The sequence below is a fragment of the Moraxella macacae 0408225 genome, assembly GCF_000320365.1.
GTDB lineage: Bacteria > Pseudomonadota > Gammaproteobacteria > Pseudomonadales > Moraxellaceae > Faucicola > Faucicola macacae.
Genome location: NZ_ANIN01000001.1, coordinates 19,206 through 40,883 on the forward strand (window position 1 = coordinate 19,206; position 21,678 = coordinate 40,883).

The 21,678-nt window shown below is 41.5% G+C and carries 17 protein-coding genes and 1 pseudogene; all 18 read right to left on the bottom strand.

Translation table 11 applies throughout. The features are described 5' to 3' along the window. Positions 1 to 22 precede the first annotated feature (22 nt). The gene (gene nuoN / locus MOMA_RS00090) at positions 23 to 1,510 is read right to left on the bottom strand and encodes an NADH-quinone oxidoreductase subunit NuoN (RefSeq protein ID WP_009501142.1); all 1,488 of its coding nucleotides are present in this window, start codon (positions 1,508 to 1,510) and stop codon (positions 23 to 25) included. Continuing rightward, positions 1,510 to 3,117 (bottom strand): NADH-quinone oxidoreductase subunit M, encoded by a 1,608-nt coding sequence (gene nuoM / locus MOMA_RS00095; protein WP_009501143.1) that lies wholly within the window; start codon positions 3,115 to 3,117, stop codon positions 1,510 to 1,512. Before nuoM ends, nuoN begins: the two co-directional genes overlap by 1 nt. 5 nt (positions 3,118 to 3,122) lie before the next feature. Continuing rightward, positions 3,123 to 5,000: an NADH-quinone oxidoreductase subunit L gene (nuoL, locus tag MOMA_RS00100; RefSeq protein ID WP_009501144.1), complete on the bottom strand. Its 1,878-nt coding sequence runs from the start codon at positions 4,998 to 5,000 to the stop codon at positions 3,123 to 3,125. A 5-nt stretch (positions 5,001 to 5,005) separates the two neighbouring features. Next, a complete protein-coding gene (gene nuoK / locus MOMA_RS00105) occupies positions 5,006 to 5,314 on the bottom strand; it encodes an NADH-quinone oxidoreductase subunit NuoK (protein WP_009501145.1) in 309 nt (102 codons plus the stop codon). Next, complete coding sequence (gene nuoJ / locus MOMA_RS00110; RefSeq protein WP_009501146.1) at positions 5,314 to 5,910, bottom strand: NADH-quinone oxidoreductase subunit J; 597 nt, start codon at positions 5,908 to 5,910, stop codon at positions 5,314 to 5,316. Before nuoJ ends, nuoK begins: the two co-directional genes overlap by 1 nt. Beyond that, a complete protein-coding gene (nuoI, locus tag MOMA_RS00115; RefSeq protein ID WP_454786178.1) occupies positions 5,907 to 6,422 on the bottom strand; it encodes an NADH-quinone oxidoreductase subunit NuoI in 516 nt (171 codons plus the stop codon). The genes nuoJ and nuoI overlap by 4 nt, the downstream gene beginning before the upstream one ends. Positions 6,423 to 6,470: 48 nt before the next feature. Next, positions 6,471 to 7,505 (bottom strand): NADH-quinone oxidoreductase subunit NuoH, encoded by a 1,035-nt coding sequence (gene nuoH, locus MOMA_RS00120; protein WP_406564467.1) that lies wholly within the window; start codon positions 7,503 to 7,505, stop codon positions 6,471 to 6,473. Between the two features lie 21 nt (positions 7,506 to 7,526). Further along, positions 7,527 to 10,484, bottom strand: coding sequence for an NADH-quinone oxidoreductase subunit NuoG (gene nuoG, locus MOMA_RS00125; RefSeq protein WP_009501151.1), 2,958 nt, complete (start codon positions 10,482 to 10,484; stop codon positions 7,527 to 7,529). 9 nt (positions 10,485 to 10,493) lie between these two features. Further along, a complete protein-coding gene (locus MOMA_RS00130) occupies positions 10,494 to 11,957 on the bottom strand; it encodes a complex I 51 kDa subunit family protein (protein WP_009501153.1) in 1,464 nt (487 codons plus the stop codon). Next, positions 11,954 to 12,463: an NADH-quinone oxidoreductase subunit NuoE gene (nuoE, locus tag MOMA_RS00135; protein ID WP_009501155.1), complete on the bottom strand. Its 510-nt coding sequence runs from the start codon at positions 12,461 to 12,463 to the stop codon at positions 11,954 to 11,956. The genes MOMA_RS00130 and nuoE overlap by 4 nt, the downstream gene beginning before the upstream one ends. Positions 12,464 to 12,553: 90 nt before the next feature. Continuing rightward, positions 12,554 to 12,884 (bottom strand): annotated as a pseudogene (locus MOMA_RS09660) (hypothetical protein). Between the two features lie 64 nt (positions 12,885 to 12,948). Further along, entirely contained in the window at positions 12,949 to 14,700 is a 1,752-nt protein-coding gene (gene nuoC / locus MOMA_RS00140) for an NADH-quinone oxidoreductase subunit C/D (RefSeq protein ID WP_009501157.1), read from the bottom strand. An 8-nt stretch (positions 14,701 to 14,708) separates the two neighbouring features. Next, the gene (locus MOMA_RS00145) at positions 14,709 to 15,632 is read right to left on the bottom strand and encodes a DMT family transporter (protein ID WP_040624736.1); all 924 of its coding nucleotides are present in this window, start codon (positions 15,630 to 15,632) and stop codon (positions 14,709 to 14,711) included. Between the two features lie 29 nt (positions 15,633 to 15,661). Next, entirely contained in the window at positions 15,662 to 16,324 is a 663-nt protein-coding gene (locus MOMA_RS00150; RefSeq protein ID WP_009501159.1) for a NuoB/complex I 20 kDa subunit family protein, read from the bottom strand. 121 nt (positions 16,325 to 16,445) lie between these two features. Next, a complete protein-coding gene (ndhC, locus tag MOMA_RS00155) occupies positions 16,446 to 16,964 on the bottom strand; it encodes an NADH-quinone oxidoreductase subunit A (protein WP_009501160.1) in 519 nt (172 codons plus the stop codon). A 457-nt stretch (positions 16,965 to 17,421) separates the two neighbouring features. Further along, entirely contained in the window at positions 17,422 to 18,075 is a 654-nt protein-coding gene (lolA, locus tag MOMA_RS00160) for an outer membrane lipoprotein chaperone LolA (protein WP_009501161.1), read from the bottom strand. A 180-nt stretch (positions 18,076 to 18,255) separates the two neighbouring features. Beyond that, the gene (locus tag MOMA_RS00165) at positions 18,256 to 19,683 is read right to left on the bottom strand and encodes a TolC family protein (protein ID WP_009501162.1); all 1,428 of its coding nucleotides are present in this window, start codon (positions 19,681 to 19,683) and stop codon (positions 18,256 to 18,258) included. A 3-nt stretch (positions 19,684 to 19,686) separates the two neighbouring features. Continuing rightward, on the bottom strand, positions 19,687 to 21,678 hold the full coding sequence (locus tag MOMA_RS00170) for a MacB family efflux pump subunit (protein WP_009501163.1): 1,992 nt from the start codon (positions 21,676 to 21,678) through the stop codon (positions 19,687 to 19,689).

Here is a 21,678-nt window from a genome sequence, read left to right on the forward strand (position 1 = left end):
TGAGTGTAAAACTGTTATCAAATTACTGTATCGGTGCAATATAAGCAAATTGTGTAATTTTATACAAACTGCTTGGAAAAATTCCTAAAAATAATATTAACGCCGTTACCAACAGCACCATGATACCGCCTGCTTGCACGCCCCAGTGATTGACCGCATCAAAATCTTTTTGTTCTTGTGGACGCTTAAACATTATCAACATAAAATGCAAATAATAATACAAACTGATCGCACTACCAACAATGATCGCACCTGCCAACCACCATTGTTGCACCTGCACAGTAGCAAACACGGCAAAGAATTTACTAATAAACCCTGCAGTAAGTGGCACGCCAGCCAATGAAAGCAACATCACAGTCATCACCGCAGTTAAAATCGGACGTTGCCAAAACATACCGCGATAATTTTCAATCTGCTCTGCTTCGCCGTGGTTTTTATACGGACTTGACATAATGGTAATTACACCAAACACTCCCACTGTTGTCAATGCATATACCGCCATGTATAAACTTGCAAGTCCAGCGGATTGCTCTTTCATACTGGCAATAATTGCCAACACATAACCCAAATGAGCAATGGAAGAATACGACAACATACGTTTAATATTGGTTTGACGCAATGCCAACAGGTTACCGATAATCATGGATAAAATTGCAATCACAAACAACACAGTTACAATTGCAGGGGTTAATGCAGCCGCCGTGGTTGCCAAAAAACGTACTGCCAATGCAAGCATTGCCACTTTTGCCACACTGCCTAAAAAAGTTGCAACCGGTGCAGGCGCACCTTGGTATACATCGGGCGTCCAAGTATGAAACGGTACAGCAGACAGTTTAAAAGCAATGCCAAACAGCACCATGCTTGATCCAATCAACAACAACCCAGAGTTTTCAGTTGCTTGCAACATACCATACAAACCCACCCCAATCTGACGAAATGACAATGTGCCTGTATAAGCATAAATCAATGCCATTCCCATAAGCATGGTTGCCGATGCAGTTGCCGATAACACCAAATACTTAAGTCCAGCTTCCAACGATTTATTACGGTTAAAGGTATACGCAAGCATACCGTACATTGGAATCGATAACAGCTCAAGACTGATAAAAAACGACGCCAAATGATCGCTTGCCACCATAAACAACCCACCCAACGTGGCAATTAACATCAACAAATACAGCTCTTCTTTGTTGTCTTTATAACCATCAATATAGCCATACGCTAAAGTAAAACACGCCAACGCACTTAATAACACCATCAGCATATTAAATTTGGCAAAACCATCTAACATAAATAAGGTTGAAACCGCTTCAGCACTTGGCAAATAACCAAATAACTGGGCAATTACTATCAACATCGCTGCATTTAAACCAATCACACTTAGCGTACCTGCAACCACATTGGAACGCTTCATTGCAATGGCAATCATTACCACCACCACAGTAAAACCCAAAATCAACATGGGAGCTAATGCCATCAGTGTTTGATTGTCAAAAATAACTGAATTCATTATTTTGCCTCCAAGTGTGCAAATGGTTCATCTGATATGGGTGCTTGCAAGGCTTCTGGCTCTATCAGCTTTGGTGTAACTTGTTGATATGCATCAGAAATCCAACGCATACTGTGATCTGACGTATCCAAAAACGACTGCGGATATAAACCAAGCCACAACAATCCAAACACCAAAGTTAACAAAATCATTGCTTCTCGAGCGGTCATGTTTTTCATCGGTGCAACTTTGCTAATCGTTTCACTGGTTTCGCCAAACAGCGTTTGGTAAATCATAATGAGTGCATACAGCCCCGCCCAAACAAGGCTAAAAGTTGCCAATATCACTGCTACAGGGTTGGTTTGAAACGCCCCCATCAAAATCAAAAACTCACCAACAAAATTACCCGTCCCAGGAATACCCATTAACGCTGCACTAAAGAACATTAACAGCGGCGGATAATAACGCATTTGTCCCCACATGCCACCCATCAAACTCATATCACGCGTGTGCAAACGTTCATACAATTGACCACTCATAATAAACAAAGCCGCCGAACTTAAACCATGGGCAAGCATTTGTATCATCAAACCTTGCAAACTCATTAACATACCTGAATACAAGGCCAATACCACAAAACCCATGTGTGAAATACTGGTATAAGCCAACAAGCGTTTAATGTCCGTTTGCATAAAGGCAAGCCAAGCCCCATAAAAAATTCCGATACCACCAAGCATAATGGCTATTGGTGCAAATTCATGACTGGCTGCAGGAAAGATTGGCAACACAAAACGCAACAAACCATAAGCAGCGGTTTTAATCAAAATTCCCGCCAAATCCACAGAACCTGCGGTGGGGGCTTGAGCGTGGGCATCAGGCAACCAACCGTGCAAGGGAAAAATTGGCAATTTTACCGCAAAACCAATAAAAAACATCAGCATGACAGGGTATTGCCATTTACCCAAATCCGTACCTAACAAATCCATATAATTAAAGCTAATTTGTCCTGTTTGTACTTGATGCACAATCACCAAAATCAAAATACCAATTAACATCACAAGCCCTGAGGCTTGAGTGTAAATAAAAAACTTGGTCGCTGCGTATTCTTTGGTTTTACCACCACTGTTATGTCCCCAAATCGCAATGAGAAAATAAATCGGAATTAACATCATTTCCCAAAAGAAAAAGAACAAAAACATATCAATTGCTAGGAATACGCCAATAACGCCGCCCAAACTCCAAAGCAAGTTTAAATGAAAAAAACCAACCCTATGCCCTATTTCATTCCACGAACACGCAACCGCCATCATACCCAAAAAGGCAGTCAAACTCACCATTAATAACGACAAGCCATCTAACGCCAAATGAAAGCTAATCCCTAAGGTCTCAACCCAAGGCAACTGAAACTCGCTAAGCCAAGTCGGTGTTTTTCCAAAAGCAGGTATATTAGCCGCCGAACCGATAAAATCACCCGTATGCCACAAGCCAACGGTTACCAAAAATGTCGCCAACATGCCAAAAAACGCAACCCAACGCGGAAAACGCTCATCAACCTTTTCCATCAGCCAACACAAAAAACCTGTAACTATTGGTAAAAAAATCAAAGCAGGTAACAAAATATTATTCATAACAATTAATTCCCTATCTTCATCATTACCAACACCAATAAAACCGCCATGCCTAAACCAAAACTAATCGCATAGCCACGAAGCGATCCTGACTGGCATAAACTTGCCACACGATTGCCCATAATTGCTAATGCAGGCAATACATTCCACGCTTTGTCTACAGGGTCAGATTTTAACAAACGTCCAATGAACAAGAACGGCTTAACAAACACCAAATCATACAAGGCATCAAAACCCAAACCATTGTAGCACCAATAATACATCGCACTACCAACCCCAGACTGTTTAAATTTTGTCAACATTTGCCCTTTGTTTGCCACATATAAAAACCAAGCCACAAAAAAACCAAATGCCATCGCACCCATCGCAATAAATTCTGCACTGTGTTTGCCATGAGCATGCCCTGCTTGCTCTTGCAACACCCCTTGACTTAAAGGCAATACCCCATCAAGCGGCGGCGTTATCCAAGCACCGACAAAAGTTGATAAAATTAACAAAACCACGAGCGGAATTTGGTAAGACAACCCTGATAACGCATGAGCATGAGTTTTTTCTTCACCAAAAAAGGTAAACCAAATCATGCGAAATGTATAAATTGAGGTCAAAAACGCCCCAAACACCGCCATGTAAAACAGGTGCATATTGTCTGTGGCAAAAGTTTCCCAAATAATCGCATCTTTTGAATAAAAACCCACGGTTACAAAAGGAATAGCCGCCAACGCACCGCCACCCACAACAAAACTCCAAAACACCAATGGAATTTTTTTGGCAAGGCCGCCCATTTTAAAAATGTTCTGTTCGTGATGCACACTTAAAATCACAGCGCCCGATGCCAAGAACAACAAGGCCTTAAAAAATGCGTGAGTCATCAGATGAAACACCGCCACTTGCCAAGCTCCAACGCCCAATGCCAAAAACATATAGCCAATTTGACTCATAGTAGAATAAGCCAAAATGCGTTTAATATCTGTCTGTGCCAACGCACAAAACCCTGCAACCAACAAGGTTATTGCACCAACAAAACCAACCCAATTTAACAAAACATCAGGGGTTAAGATAAAAATTGGATGCAAACGTGCAATCAAATACACACCTGCGGTTACCATAGTCGCAGCGTGAATGAGTGCTGAAACAGGCGTAGGGCCTGCCATCGCATCGGCAAGCCAAGAATGTAGTGGAATCTGTGCTGATTTACCCATCGCCCCAAGTACCAACATGATCGCGGTTATTTGTAAGGCTTGACTGTTTTGTGCAAAAATCTCTGGCACACGCGTGATAATTTCGTGTATGTTTAGCGTTCCAACTTTATAAAACAACAAAAACAAGCCAAATGCCAAAAACACATCACCAACACGCGTTACTGTAAAGGCTTTCATCGCAGCACGCCCATTGGCACGATTGGTATAATAAAAACCAATCAGCAAATAAGAACAAATGCCAACGCCCTCCCAGCCCAAATACAAAAGCAACAAATTATCCGCAAGCACCAACAACAACATACTTGCAACAAATAAATTCATATAGCTAAAAAAGCGTGCAAAACCAACTTCACCACGCATATACCAAGACGCAAACAGATGAATCAAAAAACCCACGCCTGTAATCACACCAAGCATGGTAACACCCAAACCGTCCAAAGTAAGGCCAAAATTTGGTGCAAAATCACCCACTTGTATCCATGTCCACAGCGGTATATGCACAACAGGATTATCGGCTTGATTGACAACAAAATTAACGCCCACAATCAAAGCACACAGAGCAGACAAGCCCATACTGCCAACGCCGATTAAGGTTGCTAGCTTTTCGCTTAAACGATCGCGCATCACTGCAAGTATCATAAAACCAAGCAAGGGCAAGATAAAGGTTAAAGGTAAGAGACTCATATTTTTCACCCCTTCATCTCATTTGCCATATCCACATTCAAATGACGTTGTTTGTGATAAAATTGTAATAAAATTGCCAAACCAATCGCCACTTCTGCTGCTGCTAAAGTTAAAATCAAAATAAACATAATTTGGCCATCGGCACTCACCCAACGACTGCCTGCCACAACAAACGCCAAAGCCGCTGCATTCATCATAAGTTCAAGACTCATTAACATAAACAAAAAATTTCGTCGCACCATTACCCCACAAAAGCCAATGGCAAACAAAATCACTGACAAAATCAGCCCATGCTCCATAGGTATCTGTCCCATTACGCTTTCTCCTGATTGGTCGCTTGTTCAAGGTTTTGTAAACTGCTATGACTTATGTTTTCATCGTCTAACGCACGTTTTGCCAAATGATACGCCGCCACAAGCCCTGCCAATAATAAAAATCCTGCAATTTCAACCAACAACAAATATTCGGTAAATAATTTTGCCCCAATGTCTTTTGCCATCACGGCTGTACCGCCCATCATCGCAGGCGTTGCTGTACTTTGAGCATTTAACCAAACCATGTTAAACAAAACCAATCCGATCACAAATGCCAAACCCGTTGGCACTGCCCAAGCCGATGAGGTAAGCCAACTGCTTTCTTCTTGTAAATTGTGCGAGCCTAAATTTAACATCATCACCACAAATACAAACAAAACCATAATTGCCCCAGCGTACACGATAATTTCAAGTGCTCCTGCAAACGGTGCACCGATCGCAAAAAACACCCCCGCCAAAGCCAGTAAAGTTACTATCATATTTAACAAAGCATGTACAGGGTTTGGCTGACTTATCACGCGTAAACTGGCAATTACAGCAATTACAGACAACACATAAAACCCAAAAACCGATCCCGAAAAAACAACGTCATTCATGGTAATAAACTCCGTAAATCAATCGGATCGGCTTCATTTTGTGCCGCCCCTTTTGGTTTGTCTTTAATTGCCATACCTGTTACGCGGTAATAATTATAATCGGGGAATTTGCCAGGCCCTGAAATTAATAAATGCTGTTTTTCATACACCAAATCTTGGCGGTTATACTCACCAAGTTCAAAATCAGGGGTCATTTGAATCGCCGTGGTTGGACAAGCCTCCTCGCACATACCACAAAAAATACAGCGGCTAAAATTAATGCGAAAAAACTCAGGATACCAACGCCCATCTTCGCGTTCTGCTTTTTGTAAAGAAATACAACCAACAGGGCATGCAACTGCACATAGATTACAAGCCACGCAACGTTCATCACCATCTGGATCACGCGTAAGCACAATGCGTCCACGAAAACGCGGCGGAACTGGCACAGGCTGTTCAGGGTATAAAATCGTATCGCGCTTACGCGTGGCATGACTTGCGACCATAACCAAGGTACGCAAAACCGTTCCCATACCTGTAACACTATTTTTTAGCATATTTAAATACATTTTTTAACCCTCCTACCCTAAGCCGTTGGTTTTAACCAACACAAAGGCAGATGTTGCCAACAAATTAACCAAGGTAATTGGCAAACAAATTTTCCAACCAAAGTTCATCACCTGATCATAACGCGGACGCATTAACGCCCCACGAGCCAAAACAAACAAAGTCATAAAAAACAAGGTTTTTATCATAAACCAAAACAACGGCGGAATAAAACCAAGCCCATCAAACAATGGCAACCAACCACCAAAAAATAAAGTGGTGATCAAAGATGACACCAACACAATATTGACATACTCACCAACAAAAAACATGCCAAATTTCATGCCAGAATATTCCACATGATAACCCTCGGCCAATTCTTGTTCAGCTTCTGGCTGATCAAATGGAAACCTATGCGTTACTGCCACGCCAGCTACCATAAAGGTCAAAAAACCAAAAATTTGTCCAAATACATTCCAATGCCAAAAACCACCCGCTTGCGACAAAACAATATCACGCAAATTAAACGATCCTGCCAACGCCACCACGCCCATGAGTGATAAACCCAAAAATACCTCGTAACTAATAGTTTGAGCGGCAGAACGCAAACCTCCCAACAGTGAATATTTGTTGGCCGATGCCCAACCACCAAACATCACCGCATACACAGCAAGCCCTGCCATTGCAAAGAAAAATAAAATGCCAATATTCCAATCTGCACCCCCCAAAGATGGTGTAATTGGTATAATCACAAATCCTGCCAAGGCGGTAAACATTGCAATCGCAGGTGCAAGCACAAAAATAAACTTATCAGCAAATTTTGGTGTCCAATCTTCTTTAAAAAAGATTTTTAACATATCGGCTGCCACTTGCAATGAACCTTGCCAACCCACGCGGTTAGGGCCATAACGATCCTGCCATAAGGCAAGCATACGGCGTTCATAAGGTATCATTAAGGCTGCAAAAATCACCACAGCCAAAAAGATGATGACCGATTGCCCGACCAAAAAAATCACCTCCCACCAAGCGGGATCCAACCAACCTGACAGCCAGCCTGGCAAATTTGGCATTTGTCTTAATGTATGTTCCATTTATAGTGCCTCCATTGTTACAGTTTGGCTAAGGTTTACTTTCGCAAAACTTACCGTAACGTCATCTTTTGCCAATTCCGCCGTCAACTCTGGCACTTGCCCCACAGGATAACCAATACAACCTTCTGCCAAATAATCCACCAATTTTACAGGCAAGGTTTGTACAACATGATTGGCTTTGACAGTCAAAATATCACCTGCTTGTAGTTGCCAAATTTTGGCATCATCGCGACACACACTAAATACAGGCTCAATCAGTTGCGATGCCACCACTTCGCTGCGACTGGCCAAATTATCACTGGCAAAAATGTTATAAATTGGCACAAGCTGCGTGGTTGCATTTTGGGTAGCTGGAATAACCTCATCAAAATTGGGTGCAACGTATTCGCGTTTTGGCAAACGACTGATCCTGTCAAACAAACGCACACCGGGATCGCCGTTTTTTAAATTTGTGCCAACTTTGCCTTGATATTTATTCCATGCTTGTGGTGAATTCCACCCTGCCGCCCAAGCGAACGGTATCATAGCTGACGGCGTGTCTGTGCCAACATAGCCTTCTTGAGAAAAAGTCAAGGCCGTATCAATGTCTTTTGGTTGTTCAGGTTCGTGAACAGAAATTGGAGCACGCATGGCGGTGCGTCCTGAATAACGGCGTGGCTCGCGAGCAATTTTTAAGCCAGAAATGCGAAAATTGGCCGTAGGCGAGGCATCTTTAATGCCTTGCAATGCAGGGTTGACATCGGCTACTACATTCACCACATCGTCAAGTTGTGTCCAATCAATTGATCGCCCTTGCACATCGCATTCAATCGCATGCAACCAACGCCAACTTTCTTTCACCATATTGTGTGGGTTGTAATAAACAGGATCATACACTTGAAAGAAACGCTGGGCACGCCCTTCAGCAGACACCAGTGTGCCATCGGCTTCAGCAAACGTCGCCACAGGCAAAATCACATCGGCTTTACGATGCCACGGATAATTTTCATGATCAAGCACGATGACGGCTTTGTTGCCAATCAGTTGATTAAACTGTTCATTGCTTAACCGACTTTTAAGGTCATTTTCCAAAATAATAACCGCTTCAGCATCACTATCAAGCACCGCCTCTAACGATAAACCGCCCAGCAGATTCACACCAATGCTGTTGGATTTTGGTACGGTCAAATAAATATCGGCTTTGTCTTTATAACCTATGGTTGCTTGCATGTGTTTTGGCAATGCCACTTCAGCTTTTTGTTCAATGTCATCTTGTTGTTTTTGCTTGGCTTTTTGTTCATTAATTTTGGCAATTTCTACATCTACAGCCGTGTTGTGAGCATCAATAATGGTTTTTTCATGTGCCACCACCTCGCTGCGTTTTTGCTCGGCCAAATAGGCTATTTGAGCGGCCGCTTCAATAATTGCCGTGCTGTTCAGCGACGTTCCTGAAATAATCAAGGGGCGATTGGCTTTTAACAAAGTTTGAGCAATGTGTTTGGCAAACGTCTTCATATCACTGTTATCTGCCACGTCGATGGTTAAATCTTTTGGCAATTGTTTGGTATCAAGTATTGCCATTTGATTGGCAATCTCAAAACCCAATTTTGCAATATCCCTTGGCGTTGCCACACAACTCACCGCTGCTATGTCATCTAATTTGGTATCTTTGACATCTACAATAAAAATCGGACTGCACGCATTTTGTCCAATGCGTTTTACCGGTTCAGCAAGCCACTCTGGTGTACGCAACGCATTTGCCATTTCTTTGGCTTTGTTTTTGGCCGCTTGACGCACTGCCAATGCCACGCGCGGACTGGTTTGAGTTAAATCCTCGCCCAAAATCAAAATCGCATCGTAACATTCAATCTCGCGCAACGTTGGATTATAAGTATCTTCGGTTGTCAAAATTTCAATACATTTTTGTACCAAATCTTGCTCTTTTTTGCCAACCCCTGTGCTAAAATTAGCATCGCCCACCAAATGTTTTAACGCAAAATTAGACTCAAGGCTGGCAACCGGTGAACCGATACCCAACACTTTTTTACCCATAATGCGTTTTTTTACCGCTTCAATGGCAAAATCAATGCTTACTTTTTCTTGATCATTGCCAATTTTTTCAACAGCCTGCACATGACGATCGGAACGATTGACATAACCATAACCAAAACGTCCGCGATCGCATAAAAAATACGCGTTCACATCGCCGTTAAAACGGTTTTCAATGCGCCGTAATTCACCATAACGCTCGCCTGCTGAAATATTGCACCCAGTTGAACAGCCATGACAAATGCTCGGTGCGTACTGCATATCCCACTTACGGTTATAACGCTGTGAATGAGTTTTGTCGGTAAACACGCCTGTTGGACAAACTTCGGTTAAATTGCCCGAAAACTCGCTTTCAAATTGGCCGTCTTTATCACGCCCAAAATACACACGGTTGTTGGAAGCATAAACGCCCATATCCCCACCCCCTGCATAATCTTTATAAAAACGCACACAGCGGTAACAGGCAATACAGCGGTTCATTTCGTGGTTGATAAACGCACCCAAATCTTGATTGTGGTGTACGCGCTTGGTAAAACGGTAGCGGCGTTTGTTATGTCCTGACATATAAGTCATGTCTTGTAAATGACAATGTCCGCCCTCTTCGCATGTTGGACAATCGTGCGGATGGTTGGTCATGATATATTCCACCAAACTTTTGCGAAATTTTTTGACTTCATCATCACTCACCGAAATGTACATATCTTCGGTAGGATTAACCATACAGCTCATCACCAAGCGTCCACGCCCTGCCTCGTAGTCATCTTTATTGTTATACTGTTTTACTGCACATTGACGACACGAGCCCACTGATCCCAACGCAGGGTGATAACAAAAATACGGCACATCTATGCCAAGCGACAAACAGGCCTGCAATAAGTTATCCGCCCCATCAACTTCAACGGATTTACCATCTATATGAATAATTGCCATACAAACTCCTTATGACTGTCCGTGCGTAGATTTTGGTTGATACATGCCAACCTTAGTCGGTACGCCTGTTGGCGATAATATTGGTTGCTCGTTTGATGACGTAATTTTAGCTTCAAACTCATGTTTAAAATATTTTAAAGCACTCATTAACGGTTCAACCGCCCCTGGGGCATGGGCGCAAAAGGTTTTGCCGAGCCACAAATCGCGCGTTAATTCGCCCAGTTTTTCTACATCTTGCGCCTGCCCTTGCCCTGCTTCTAGCGCAGTGAGCATTTTCACCCCCCACGGCAAGCCATCGCGGCAAGGCGTACAAAAACCACAGCTTTCGCGCTGAAAAAACTTTTGCAAATTTAAAAGCAAACTTACCATATCCTGTGTTTCGTCCACCACCATCATCAAACAAGTACCTAAACGGCTGCCCGCTTTCATAATTGGGTCAAAATCCATGACCAAATCAAGGTGTTCGTCGCTAGCGGTTAAAAAGTCAGTACTTGCGCCGCCCGGTAGCCACGCTTTTAAAGTTAAGCCGTCTTGCATGCCGCCTGCCAGTTCAATCAGCTCGCGCGCGGTATAACCAAAGGGCAATTCCCACAAGCCTGCATCTTTGACACGCCCAGAACAGCCCATAATCTTCGTGCCGGGGGTTTCGGATTTGCCCTTGGCTTTGGGTAAATTTAAATACCAATCCACGCCGTTTAGCATAATTGCGGACATATTGTTAAGCGTTTCTACATTATTAACCACCGTTGGTCGCCCCCAAGCGCCCGACACTTGCGGAAACGGCGGCTTGGTGCGCGGATTGGCGCGGCGACCTTCTAGGCAATTAATGAGCGCGGTTTCTTCGCCACAAATATAGCGCCCTGCCCCCGTATGCACATGCAAATCAAAACTAAACTCGCTGCCCAAAATGCCCTCGCCCAATAAATTGTTGGCAAGGCATTCGTTGATGGCGTTTTGTAAGCGTTCGGCCGCCAAAATATACTCGCCGCGGATAAAAATGTAGCCAGCACTTGCGCCAATGGCATACGCAGTAATCAGCATGCCCTCAATCAATTGAAACGGCAAACGCTCCATAAGCAGGCGGTCTTTAAACGTACCGGGTTCCATTTCATCGGCATTACAAATCAAATAGCGCACGCCCCCATCTGGCGGACTCATAAACGTCCATTTTAGCCCTGCGTTAAAGCCTGCGCCGCCACGACCGCGCACATTGGCGGTTTTTACCATCTCGCCGACTTCTTTGGGCGTTTTAGACAGGGCAATTCTTAAGCCATCAAACCCTTGCAAGGCTTGATAATCCGCCAATTTTAGCACGGCGCTGTGATGAAACAGCCGCCATGTCAATGGATGCGTCTGACTGGTGGGCGCTTGCCCATCTGCCAAGCCCACGCCCCAAATGGGTATTCTTTGTTGATTTAATTGACTTGGAGCAAGTCCGCTCTTTCTTGCAACAATTTGTTCTTGTGTGTTCATGCATACTGCTCCAATAAAAAGGCAACTTCATCAGGACGAACAGGCCCATAAGTATCTTCATCAATCAATACGCTTGCTCCTTTGTCGCAATTACCCAAACAGCAAATTGGCAACAAGGTAAAACGTCCGTCTTTGGTGGTTTGCCCAAAACCAATGCCAAGTTCACGCTTAAAACTCTCCGCCAAAGCCTCATAACCATTTAAATAGCAAGCAATACTATCACAAATCAAAATCACATGCCGCCCCACAGGCGAGCGATAAATACGGTTAAAAAACGTCGCCACGCCCTCTACATCAGTAACATCTATGTGTAATATATTGGCAATGGCATTTACCTGAGCATCATTCACCCAACCATTGCGTTTTTGCACCAATTTCAAGGCATCTAAAACCGCCGCCCGTGCCTGCGGATAATGGTGCATATATTCATGAATACCTGCAATTTCATCAGAAGTCAAAATTGCTTTAATATCCACTTTAGGAGTTTTGTCGGTTACAATTTTCATGTTTCTACCATATTCATTTGCGGTAAGTTTTTTAGTTTTTAACAGATTTTTAACAATGCTTAAACAAATAATTAGACAATTGTTAAAAGCCTAGAGTTTTATAAACCCAGAATACCCAATTTTTACAGCCAATATCAACAATATCAAAAAAATCAAGGTCTTAAAAAAATGCGTGCTGATTTTATTTCTTAGCCAAATCCCAAAATACAAACTTGCAATGGACAATAAAGTTAATAAGGCAATCAAGCTGTACTCGCTTTTGCTAAGCAACAGATCTAGACAACGCAACCAAAGCAACCACTTTAGACAAAGGCATGATAAAGACTAAAGCCGTTGTGCCAAGCATGGGAAAACCCATACCTGTTACGCCGTGCAAAATTGAGGCAAAAATAAACATCATAAACAATAAAAATGTTTGCATGTCTTAGCTTTTTTTAACCAATTTCTTTCACCTGGCGTTATCCTGCATTGCTTGCATTTTTAAACTATCTATCCACGTCCGCCATGACCACATCAATACTGGCTAAATAAATAATCAAATCCGACACCAAACTGCCATTAATCACGCTTGGCATTTGTTGCAAATGGGCAAATGTTGGCGTGCGAATCCGCGTGCGATAACTCATGGTGGATTTATCAGATGTAATGTAATAATTGGTAATTCCTTTCACCGCCTCAACCATAAATGAGCTTTCCCCAGCAGGCATCACCGGCCCCCACGATACCGAAATAAAGTGATTAATCAAGGTTTCAATATCGTTTAATGTGCGATCTTTGGGCGGTGGTACGGCGAGCGGATGGTCGGCTTTATAAGCCCCTGCTGGCATATTATCCAAGCATTGTTTAATAATGCGTAAAGATTGGCGAATTTCTTCAATTTTTACCAAACAGCGGTCGTAGGCATCGCCGTTATACGCAATTGGCACTTCAAACTCAAAATTTTCATAGCCCAAATACGGCCGCGCCTTACGCAAATCATAATCAATACCCGTCGCACGCAAACCCGCCCCTGTTACCCCCCATGCCAAGGCTTGTTTGGCATCGTATTGGGCTACCTGTTGAGTACGCAGTTGCAAAACTTTGTTTTTCATTGCTGCTTTAAAATACTCATCAATGCGTTTTGGCATCCAGTCTAAAAATTCACGCACCAAGCGTTGCCAACCATTTGGCAAATCCATTGCCGTACCACCGATTCTAAACCACGCAGGGTGCATGCGATAACCTGTTACCGCCTCGATAACATCATACGCCTTTTGACGATCGGCAAACATATAAAACACAGGAGTCATACCGCCTGCATCTTGAATAAACGTTCCCCAATACAGCAAATTATTGGTAATGCGAAAAAACTCGCTCATCATAATCCGTATGGTATTGGCACGATCAGGCACGGTAATGCCCGCCAATTTTTCCACCGCCATAATATAGGGCAATTCATTCATCACGCCGCCCAAATAATCAATGCGATCGGTATACGGAATAAAGGAATGCCACGTTTGGCGCTCGGCAATTTTTTCAGCCCCACGATGGTGATAACCAATATCAGGAATACAATCCACCACTTCTTCGCCATCAAGCTGTAGCACAACCCGAAACGCACCGTGTGCCGATGGGTGATTTGGTCCTAGGTTTAAAAACATAAAATCTTCATCACGCCCAGAACGCTTCATTCCCCAATCTTCAGGAATAAAACGCAGATTCTCCTGTTCAAACATTTGCTTGCCTTTGTCCAAATAATACGGAGGCACTTCAGTAGCACGGCTGGCATATTCTTTGCGCAGTGGATGCCCCTCCCAGTATTTTGGCAACAAAATGCGCGTTAAATGTGGGTGATTGTCAAACACAATGCCAAACATATCCCAAACTTCACGCTCATACCAATTGGCATTTGGCCAAATACAAGTCGCGGTTGGTATGTTTAGATCACCCTCTTGTAACGCAACTTTCACGCGAATATCACTATTGCGCTCAAGGCTCATTAAATGATAAAACACGGTAAAATCACTGTTTGGCAAACCGTGGCGGTATTTGCGCAACCGTTCATCTATTGCTGACAAATCAAGCAACATAACGTACGGCTTTGTCGCTTTACGCAAATACATCAACACATCAAGCAACTGTGCTTTATCCACCCACACGGTTGGAAGTTTATCTGCCGTTTCTTGAATGATAAGATTGGAAAACTTGGCGTTTAATTCATTTAAAATTTCAAAATCGTGAATGTGGTCAATGCTCATAAAAAAATTCACTTAGCTAATAACTTGTTAAATAAGGTTTTATGTATTTGATTAATTAACACAATGCCTAAAATAATAAAAATTGCACCAATAAAAAAATTAATATTTGGCAATTCGCTTAAAAAAACCCAAGCCATTGTGGTGGCAAAAATTGGTTCGGATAATTCGGTTACTTGCACTTTAGCGGCGGTTAAATAATTGAGTGCTTTGGTGGTGCAATAAAAACCCAATATGGTTGGCAATATCGCCAATGCCAATATGTTAGCAATAATTATTAAATTCCAATCAATTGCGTGGTTATTTAATATAAATGGAACAAATAAATAAACACTGCCAAACAGCATCAAAATTCTGGTTAAATAAATACCGCCATTTAAATAAAACTTTTTTACTAAAACCGAAAATATACCATAACCACTGCCCGCCAAAATCGCATTAATCAGCATTTTAACTGTATTGCCACTGGCATTAAAATTAGCGCCAGAAATAACAAATATACCAGCAATTGCCGATAAAGTGCCTAAAATCGCTGCAATATTAATATTTTCATTTAATAAAATTTTGCCAAATAATAGCGCCGCAACCGAAGCAGAAGCCATTAATACTACCACTACATTAGAAGCAAATCCATATTGATAAGCAGTGGTTTCAAAGAAAAACAATACAAAAATACCCAGCAAGGCACAAAGGGCAATTTTTAACAAAATAGTTTGCCAATTACTCTCTACCTTAATCATTGCACTTTTTTGTTTGGCAAACGGTTTATTAATCAACATTAAACTTAAAATTAAAAACGCCGCTAAAGTTTTAAAAAACGCAATATCCTGCGGATTTAATCCATATTGCAATAAAACTTTGCTAAAAACACCAATAGAAGCATTTAATGCCGCTGCCATTAACGCTAATATCATCCCTAATATTATTTTAGGCATTTTTTAACTCATGTTAATACGCTAGTAAGCTATTTTACATTATCAGGACTGCGCAAATTCTTCACCGCAATGCGCTCGGCTTGTTTTCTGTCGCGCTCGGCTTGCATAATCGGCTGATAAATGCCATCATCTTTTACATGAATGCCAAGCGGACGACGTTCTTTGTCAATCTGCTGTTGCAACAACAAAATCGCTTGAATCAAAGCCTCAGGGCGCGGCGGGCAACCCGGAATATACACATCTACAGGAATAATTTTATCCACACCCTGCACCACCGAATACACATCGTACATACCGCCAGAATTGGCGCACGCACCCATAGAAATCACCCATTTTGGCTCAAGCATTTGCTCATAAAGGCGCAAAATTACAGGGGCCATTTTCATAAAACACGTACCCGCAACAATCATCACATCGGCTTGGCGCGGACTTGCGCGAATCACCTCAGCACCAAAACGCGACAAATCGTGTACACCTGTCAGTGTTGTTGCATATTCCACATAACAGCACGATGTACCAAAATTAAACGGCCACAGCGAATGCTTGCGTCCCCAATTTGTCAAACTATGCACCAAATCCTCAAGACGCGTCATCACCACATTTTTGTTCACTTCTTCTTCGTCAAGAATCTGAATGTGTTCGGCAGGGAATTTATCCGCATCAAGATTGGCTTTAGTCAAGGTGTATTTCATAACGATATCCAATGTGTTACAAATTCAATATTTAAAAAATCCAATGTTTACAAATCTTGTGAATTAAAATCTTATGAATTAAAACAACAAAACCCTGTTACATTAATAACAAGGGCTTAGATTATTCTGGTAATTGATTAACCTTGCCTGATGACTGGGCAGGTACTTTGCCTGTTGGATCGGTGGTTAATTCTTCAATACCGTTAAATTTGGTAATATTTGCCAAATTAAAATTCGCAGGAGCGGTTAGTAACCGTGGGGTTTTTGGGTGTTTATCAATGGGCGACCAATTTAGCGCACCCAATTTTAACAAATAAAACAGCCCAACCAACAACTCAACCACAAATACCAATACCGTAAAAAACCCTACCCACCCTGCTTGTTTTACCGACACAGCATAAGTATACAAATACAAAGCCTCAAGATCAAAAATCACAAAGAAAATCGCCACAACATAAAATTTTGCTGACAAACGAATGCGAGCCGTGCCCGCACCAACAACACCCGACTCAAAATTTTCTTCTTTTTGAAAACCTTTTGACCGCCCTCCAAGCAAACGAGGCACTGCCAACATAAAGACACACAGCCCAACTGCCGCCAATAAAAATACAATTGCCGACCAATCAAACGCTGGAAACATGAAACACTCCTTGCCAAAAGGATTTTGAACTTGTTATTTTTAATTGAAATCGCTAGCCGATTATGACAAACAAGTTAACAATGAATAAGCTAACAATGACAAAACTGTCAATTCAAAAAACTGTCAATTTAGATAAAATAACAAATCATTAAAAACCGATTTATCCATCATCGTTTTGTTTTAACATTCTATCGGCTGGTTAATTGCTAAAAACACCCAGTTTTGATATTGATCTTTTTTATACAAATTTTTATAAAAAACAACAAAATATAAAAAAATATTGCAAAATTTAGCAACACACAACATAAGCTGGGTAATATTTAATTTTAAACGCTATCAACTGGCGAAGCGTGATAATTATACTCCTTTTAAATAAAAAATGCTAGTAATCCCCAAGGTTTGGAGAAATACCAGCACAGCACACGCACAAAAAATTGTAACAAATTACGACAAATAATTACTGGTCAATCACATCTACACCTTTTGGTGGTGAAAAGGTAAATTGGCTTGCCTCTACATTCATATTGCGTTTTACATTGCTAAATTTTATGTTTGTGGTTTGCCCCAAATTGTCATTTAGCACCATCATCACAGGATTGCCATGACTAAAAGACAAACTTAGGCTTTTAAAATTGGCATTGCTGGATTTTGGTTGTAACACATAGTAGTTTTTATTGACATCAGGCTGAGTTACTTTAAAATTGGCAGCAATTTTGGCAGGATCACCAGATAGCAACAAGGCCGGAGTATCGCCCATTTGGCTGTTTACGCTTTGGCGCGTGGCTTGTTGCAAATCTTTGTCATAAATCCACAGCGTATGGCCGTCTGCTATCACCAGTTGTTCAGCATTGCCTGTGGTATGCCAACGAAAATTATTAGGGCGTTGCATTACCATCGTTCCGCTAAAACTGCGATTGGTGGATTTTGCAGTTTTGGTGCTTTGGCTAAAATCAGCACTCATACTTTTAACATTAATTAATAAATTATTTAAGTTTTTTGAAGCAGTGGCCTCACTGGCAGGTTTGGCTTGGGCAGTTGCAATGCTTGTTATCAGCGGTGCAGACATGAGCAAAACAGCAATTGATACAGAGGTGGTAACTTGTTTTAACATAATCGTTTCTACAATCTTATAAGTTGGGTTTTTAGTTAAATAAAAAAATTAAATTAAAAAAGATAAAATAAATACGTACTATTATCACCAAATTTTTCTTGCAATTCTAGATCGGCTGTGCAATATTTTTTGGCTAACTTGTAACTTTTGTAACAGTAACTTTTGTAACAAATGCTAAATTTACTGATTTGTGTTTTTGTCATGTAACATTGCGTTTTGTTGTTTGTCAATCCGTCCGCCAATTGCTTGATAAATTCCAACAACAGTTTGGGCTTGATTAGCCAAGCTGTCAATCAGTGCAACTTGGCTTTGGCGATAAGTCTCTCTACTTTCTTCTAATGCTTTGGCAGAAATAAACCCGAGTTCAAAACGTTTTTGTTGGTAATCCAGTTGCTTTTTGGCAAGTTGTGCAGATTTTAGCATAATTGCATGATTTTGCTGTTGGTTTTCCCAGTGTGTTAATTTATTTTGTACATCGACCAGTGCTTTATGCACCGCTTCACGGTAATTGGAGGCGGCAATTTTTTCATCGATTTTAGCAAGTTGCACCTGATGCTGATAATCCTTGGCATTAAAATTTGGCAAATTCAGTGCAATGCCCCAGTTTAACACCGGCACTTTTAACAAATCAATTAAATTGGCAGTATGCGAGCTTATCCCAGTGGTTAAAACCAAGGTTGGGTATTGGTTTTTTTTGAGTATCGTTGCTTGTTCAAGGCTTACGGATAAGCGCCAAAGCAATGCTTGGATATCAGGACGGTTTTGAATGCTATTTATGGGCAATTGTTCAAAATCATTTTGCAATTGTGGCAAATTTTGTTGATCGGTAAAGGCTTGTGCAAGTTTATCAACCCTGCTATGACTAAGTATTGCCAACGTATTCAGGCTGTCATTTTTTTGATTTACCAGGTTAATCGCCGTTTGCTTCAGATTGTAAATGGTTTGTTCAGTTGGCAATAAATCCGCCTGTGCAATAAAACCAAATTGCAACTGTTTTTGTAAATACTGATGCTGCTGTTGTTGAAATTGTAGTGCTTGTTGATTGTCGGTTAATTTTTTATTAATCGCAATTAGGTTAAAATACTCGCGTAATGCATTGGCTGTTAGGGTTAAAAACACCGCCTGACGATCAGATTCCAGTGCATTTTTTTCCCAAGTGCTGATGTTTTGTTGTAATTGTAATTTGCCCCATAAATCAAGCTCCCAACTGGCATTCAGATCCACATTAAATTGAGTGTTGTGGCTGGTTTTTCCAGTTTTTAGAGATGTTTGCTGTTGTTGATTGATATCCGCTTTGTGATTTAGTGCAATTTTTTTGTTGTCTTTGGTTTTTTGTTGGTGCAATATAGACTTTTGTAATGTTAAAGTAGCAATTAACAAATCATGATTATTGTTAACCAAATCTTGCATATAGTCATTTAACACATCATCGTGAAACACATGCCACCAATTTTCTTGACAAAATGTTTGATGATCTGTTGCACAATACGGTTTTAAAGAGCTATTTGGCATAACTTTATCAGCAATGACTGGCTGTGAGTGCATGGTTTGGCAAGCTGTCAACAAGCCAAAACCGAATACCACGATAAAACATTTTACCTTAAGCATGATTTATCCTTTGTTTAGTGCGTCAATAGGGTTCATTTTTGCCCCACGGTGTGCTGGCATAAAACCAAAAATCAGTCCAATGACACTAGAACATGCCACAGCAATGACAATGGATTGAACAGAAAAAATAACTTGTATGTTAAAAAAACCCAAGGCCAGTCCAAATCCAAATGCCAACAATACTCCAATCATGCCACCAATAGCACAGACCACCATTGCCTCTATCAAAAACTGTTGCACGATGTCTTGATAAGTTGCTCCAACCGCCATACGCACGCCGATCTCGCCTGTGCGTTCGGTAACCGAAACAAGCATAATATTCATCACGCCAATACCGCCAACAAGCAAGGAAATTACCGCAATAGCACTGATTAACAATGTCAACGATTCCGCTGTTTTTTCCACAGCTTTGGTAAGGCTATCACTATTAAACAGAGTAAAGTCTTTTTTACCGTGGCGTTTGGTTAAAATTTGGGTAATGCTTTCACTGGCAAGGGCAGAAGAATAGCCTTTTTTGAGTAAAACCGTCATACTGCTTAAATCCGGTGATTGCCCTGCAAAACGAGCTTGATAGGTGCGATACGGCAACCAAATTTTTAAATTCCGATCATAATTGCCCTCAATGCCATTATAAGCAAAAACACCCACCACACGATTTGGCACGCCATTTAAAATCACGATTTGCCCCAGTGCATCGGTTGTTGGAAATAAGGCTTTTTTGGTTTTATCACTAATCACAATGTGCTGGCTAAAACTATCCAAATCACTTTGGTTAAACATACCACCTGCAATGAAACGCACATTTTGTAAACGGTGATGATTGACACCCACGCCGTCTACTTGCACCGTCTTACTGTTACTGCCAACTTGGGCAAGCATAGACATAACCAAATCCGGAGCGGTGCTTTCAACAAATTTTTGTTTTTCCAATGCATACATATCATCAAGGGTAAGTTTGGGCGTGGCGGTTTGCACCTCTTCTTGATCATTGCCTGCACTAATGGTAATTGTGGCCGCCCCGATGCTGTTAATTTGCTTTAAAATTTGTTGTTTTGAGCCATTGCCAAGTGCCACAACCAAAACCACCGATGCAATGCCAATAATAATTCCGAGCATGGTTAACAGCGTGCGCATTTTGTTGGCCGTCATGGTACGAGCCGCCATGTAAAAGGCTTCTTTTAAACGGTTAACCGCTTGTAGCAAGTAGTTTTTGTTGCTTGCTTGGTTGGTTGTTTTGTCGAGTTGATTTGGCAAGTGGTTTTGATGCTCGGTTGATTTTATAGTATCGCTGATAGTTTTTGTGCTATCGCTGATAATATTGCCATCGGCGATCTTGATTATCCGATTGGCAGATTCAGCAATTGTCGGATCATGGGTTACCAAAATAATGGTATGCCCCTCACGGTTTAATTGGGTTAAAATCTGCATGACATCGCGACTGCTTTGACTGTCCAACGCCCCTGTTGGTTCATCTGCAAAAATAATCTGTCCGCCGTTCATTAACGCACGCGCAATGGAAACACGCTGTTGTTGTCCGCCTGATAATTGATTGGGATAATGATCAAGGCGTTGCTGTAACCCTAATTTGGTTAACAATTGTTTGGCTTTTTGCTGACGCACACTTGGATTCATGCCTGCATAAATTGCGGGCATGGCAACATTTTCAAGCGCATTTAGACTGCTTAACAACTGATAACGCTGAAAAATAAAGCCAAACTTATCCCTGCGTAAACTGGCTAAACGATCGCTGTCCATTTGCACAGTAAGGTTGCCATCAATCAAGTAGTCGCCAGAGGTTGGTTTATCCAAACACGCCATAATGTTCATCAGTGTGGATTTGCCAGATCCTGATTGGCCGACAATTGCAACCATTTCACCGGCATAAATCTCCAAACTGATGCCTTGTAAAATCTGCAAAGATTGTTCACCAAATTCAAAACTCTTTTTAATATTTCTTAACGATAAAATTGGCAACGTGTCGTTTTGCTGCGTCAT

Excerpts from the sequence above, each read along its gene's own strand:
- MOMA_RS00145 (WP_040624736.1), bottom strand. The coding sequence starts at position 15,632 with ATGCCTAAAATAATATTAGGGATGATATTAGCGTTAATGGCAGCGGCA.
- nuoH (WP_406564467.1), bottom strand. The coding sequence starts at position 7,505 with ATGCCAAATTTGCCAGGCTGGCTGTCAGGTTGGTTGGATCCCGCTTGG.
- lolA (WP_009501161.1), bottom strand. The coding sequence starts at position 18,075 with ATGTTAAAACAAGTTACCACCTCTGTATCAATTGCTGTTTTGCTCATG.
- nuoN (WP_009501142.1), bottom strand. The coding sequence starts at position 1,510 with ATGAATTCAGTTATTTTTGACAATCAAACACTGATGGCATTAGCTCCC.
- ndhC (WP_009501160.1), bottom strand. The coding sequence starts at position 16,964 with ATGTTTCCAGCGTTTGATTGGTCGGCAATTGTATTTTTATTGGCGGCA.
- nuoM (WP_009501143.1), bottom strand. The coding sequence starts at position 3,117 with ATGAATAATATTTTGTTACCTGCTTTGATTTTTTTACCAATAGTTACA.
- nuoJ (WP_009501146.1), bottom strand. The coding sequence starts at position 5,910 with ATGAATGACGTTGTTTTTTCGGGATCGGTTTTTGGGTTTTATGTGTTG.
- MOMA_RS00150 (WP_009501159.1), bottom strand. The coding sequence starts at position 16,324 with ATGAAATACACCTTGACTAAAGCCAATCTTGATGCGGATAAATTCCCT.
- nuoE (WP_009501155.1), bottom strand. The coding sequence starts at position 12,463 with ATGAAAATTGTAACCGACAAAACTCCTAAAGTGGATATTAAAGCAATT.
- nuoI (WP_454786178.1), bottom strand. The coding sequence starts at position 6,422 with ATGGGAACGGTTTTGCGTACCTTGGTTATGGTCGCAAGTCATGCCACG.
- MOMA_RS00165 (WP_009501162.1), bottom strand. The coding sequence starts at position 19,683 with ATGCTTAAGGTAAAATGTTTTATCGTGGTATTCGGTTTTGGCTTGTTG.
- nuoK (WP_009501145.1), bottom strand. The coding sequence starts at position 5,314 with ATGGGACAGATACCTATGGAGCATGGGCTGATTTTGTCAGTGATTTTG.
- MOMA_RS00170 (WP_009501163.1), bottom strand. The coding sequence starts at position 21,678 with ATGACGCAGCAAAACGACACGTTGCCAATTTTATCGTTAAGAAATATT.
- MOMA_RS00130 (WP_009501153.1), bottom strand. The coding sequence starts at position 11,957 with ATGAACACACAAGAACAAATTGTTGCAAGAAAGAGCGGACTTGCTCCA.
- nuoL (WP_009501144.1), bottom strand. The coding sequence starts at position 5,000 with ATGAGTCTCTTACCTTTAACCTTTATCTTGCCCTTGCTTGGTTTTATG.
- nuoG (WP_009501151.1), bottom strand. The coding sequence starts at position 10,484 with ATGGCAATTATTCATATAGATGGTAAATCCGTTGAAGTTGATGGGGCG.
- nuoC (WP_009501157.1), bottom strand. The coding sequence starts at position 14,700 with ATGAGCATTGACCACATTCACGATTTTGAAATTTTAAATGAATTAAAC.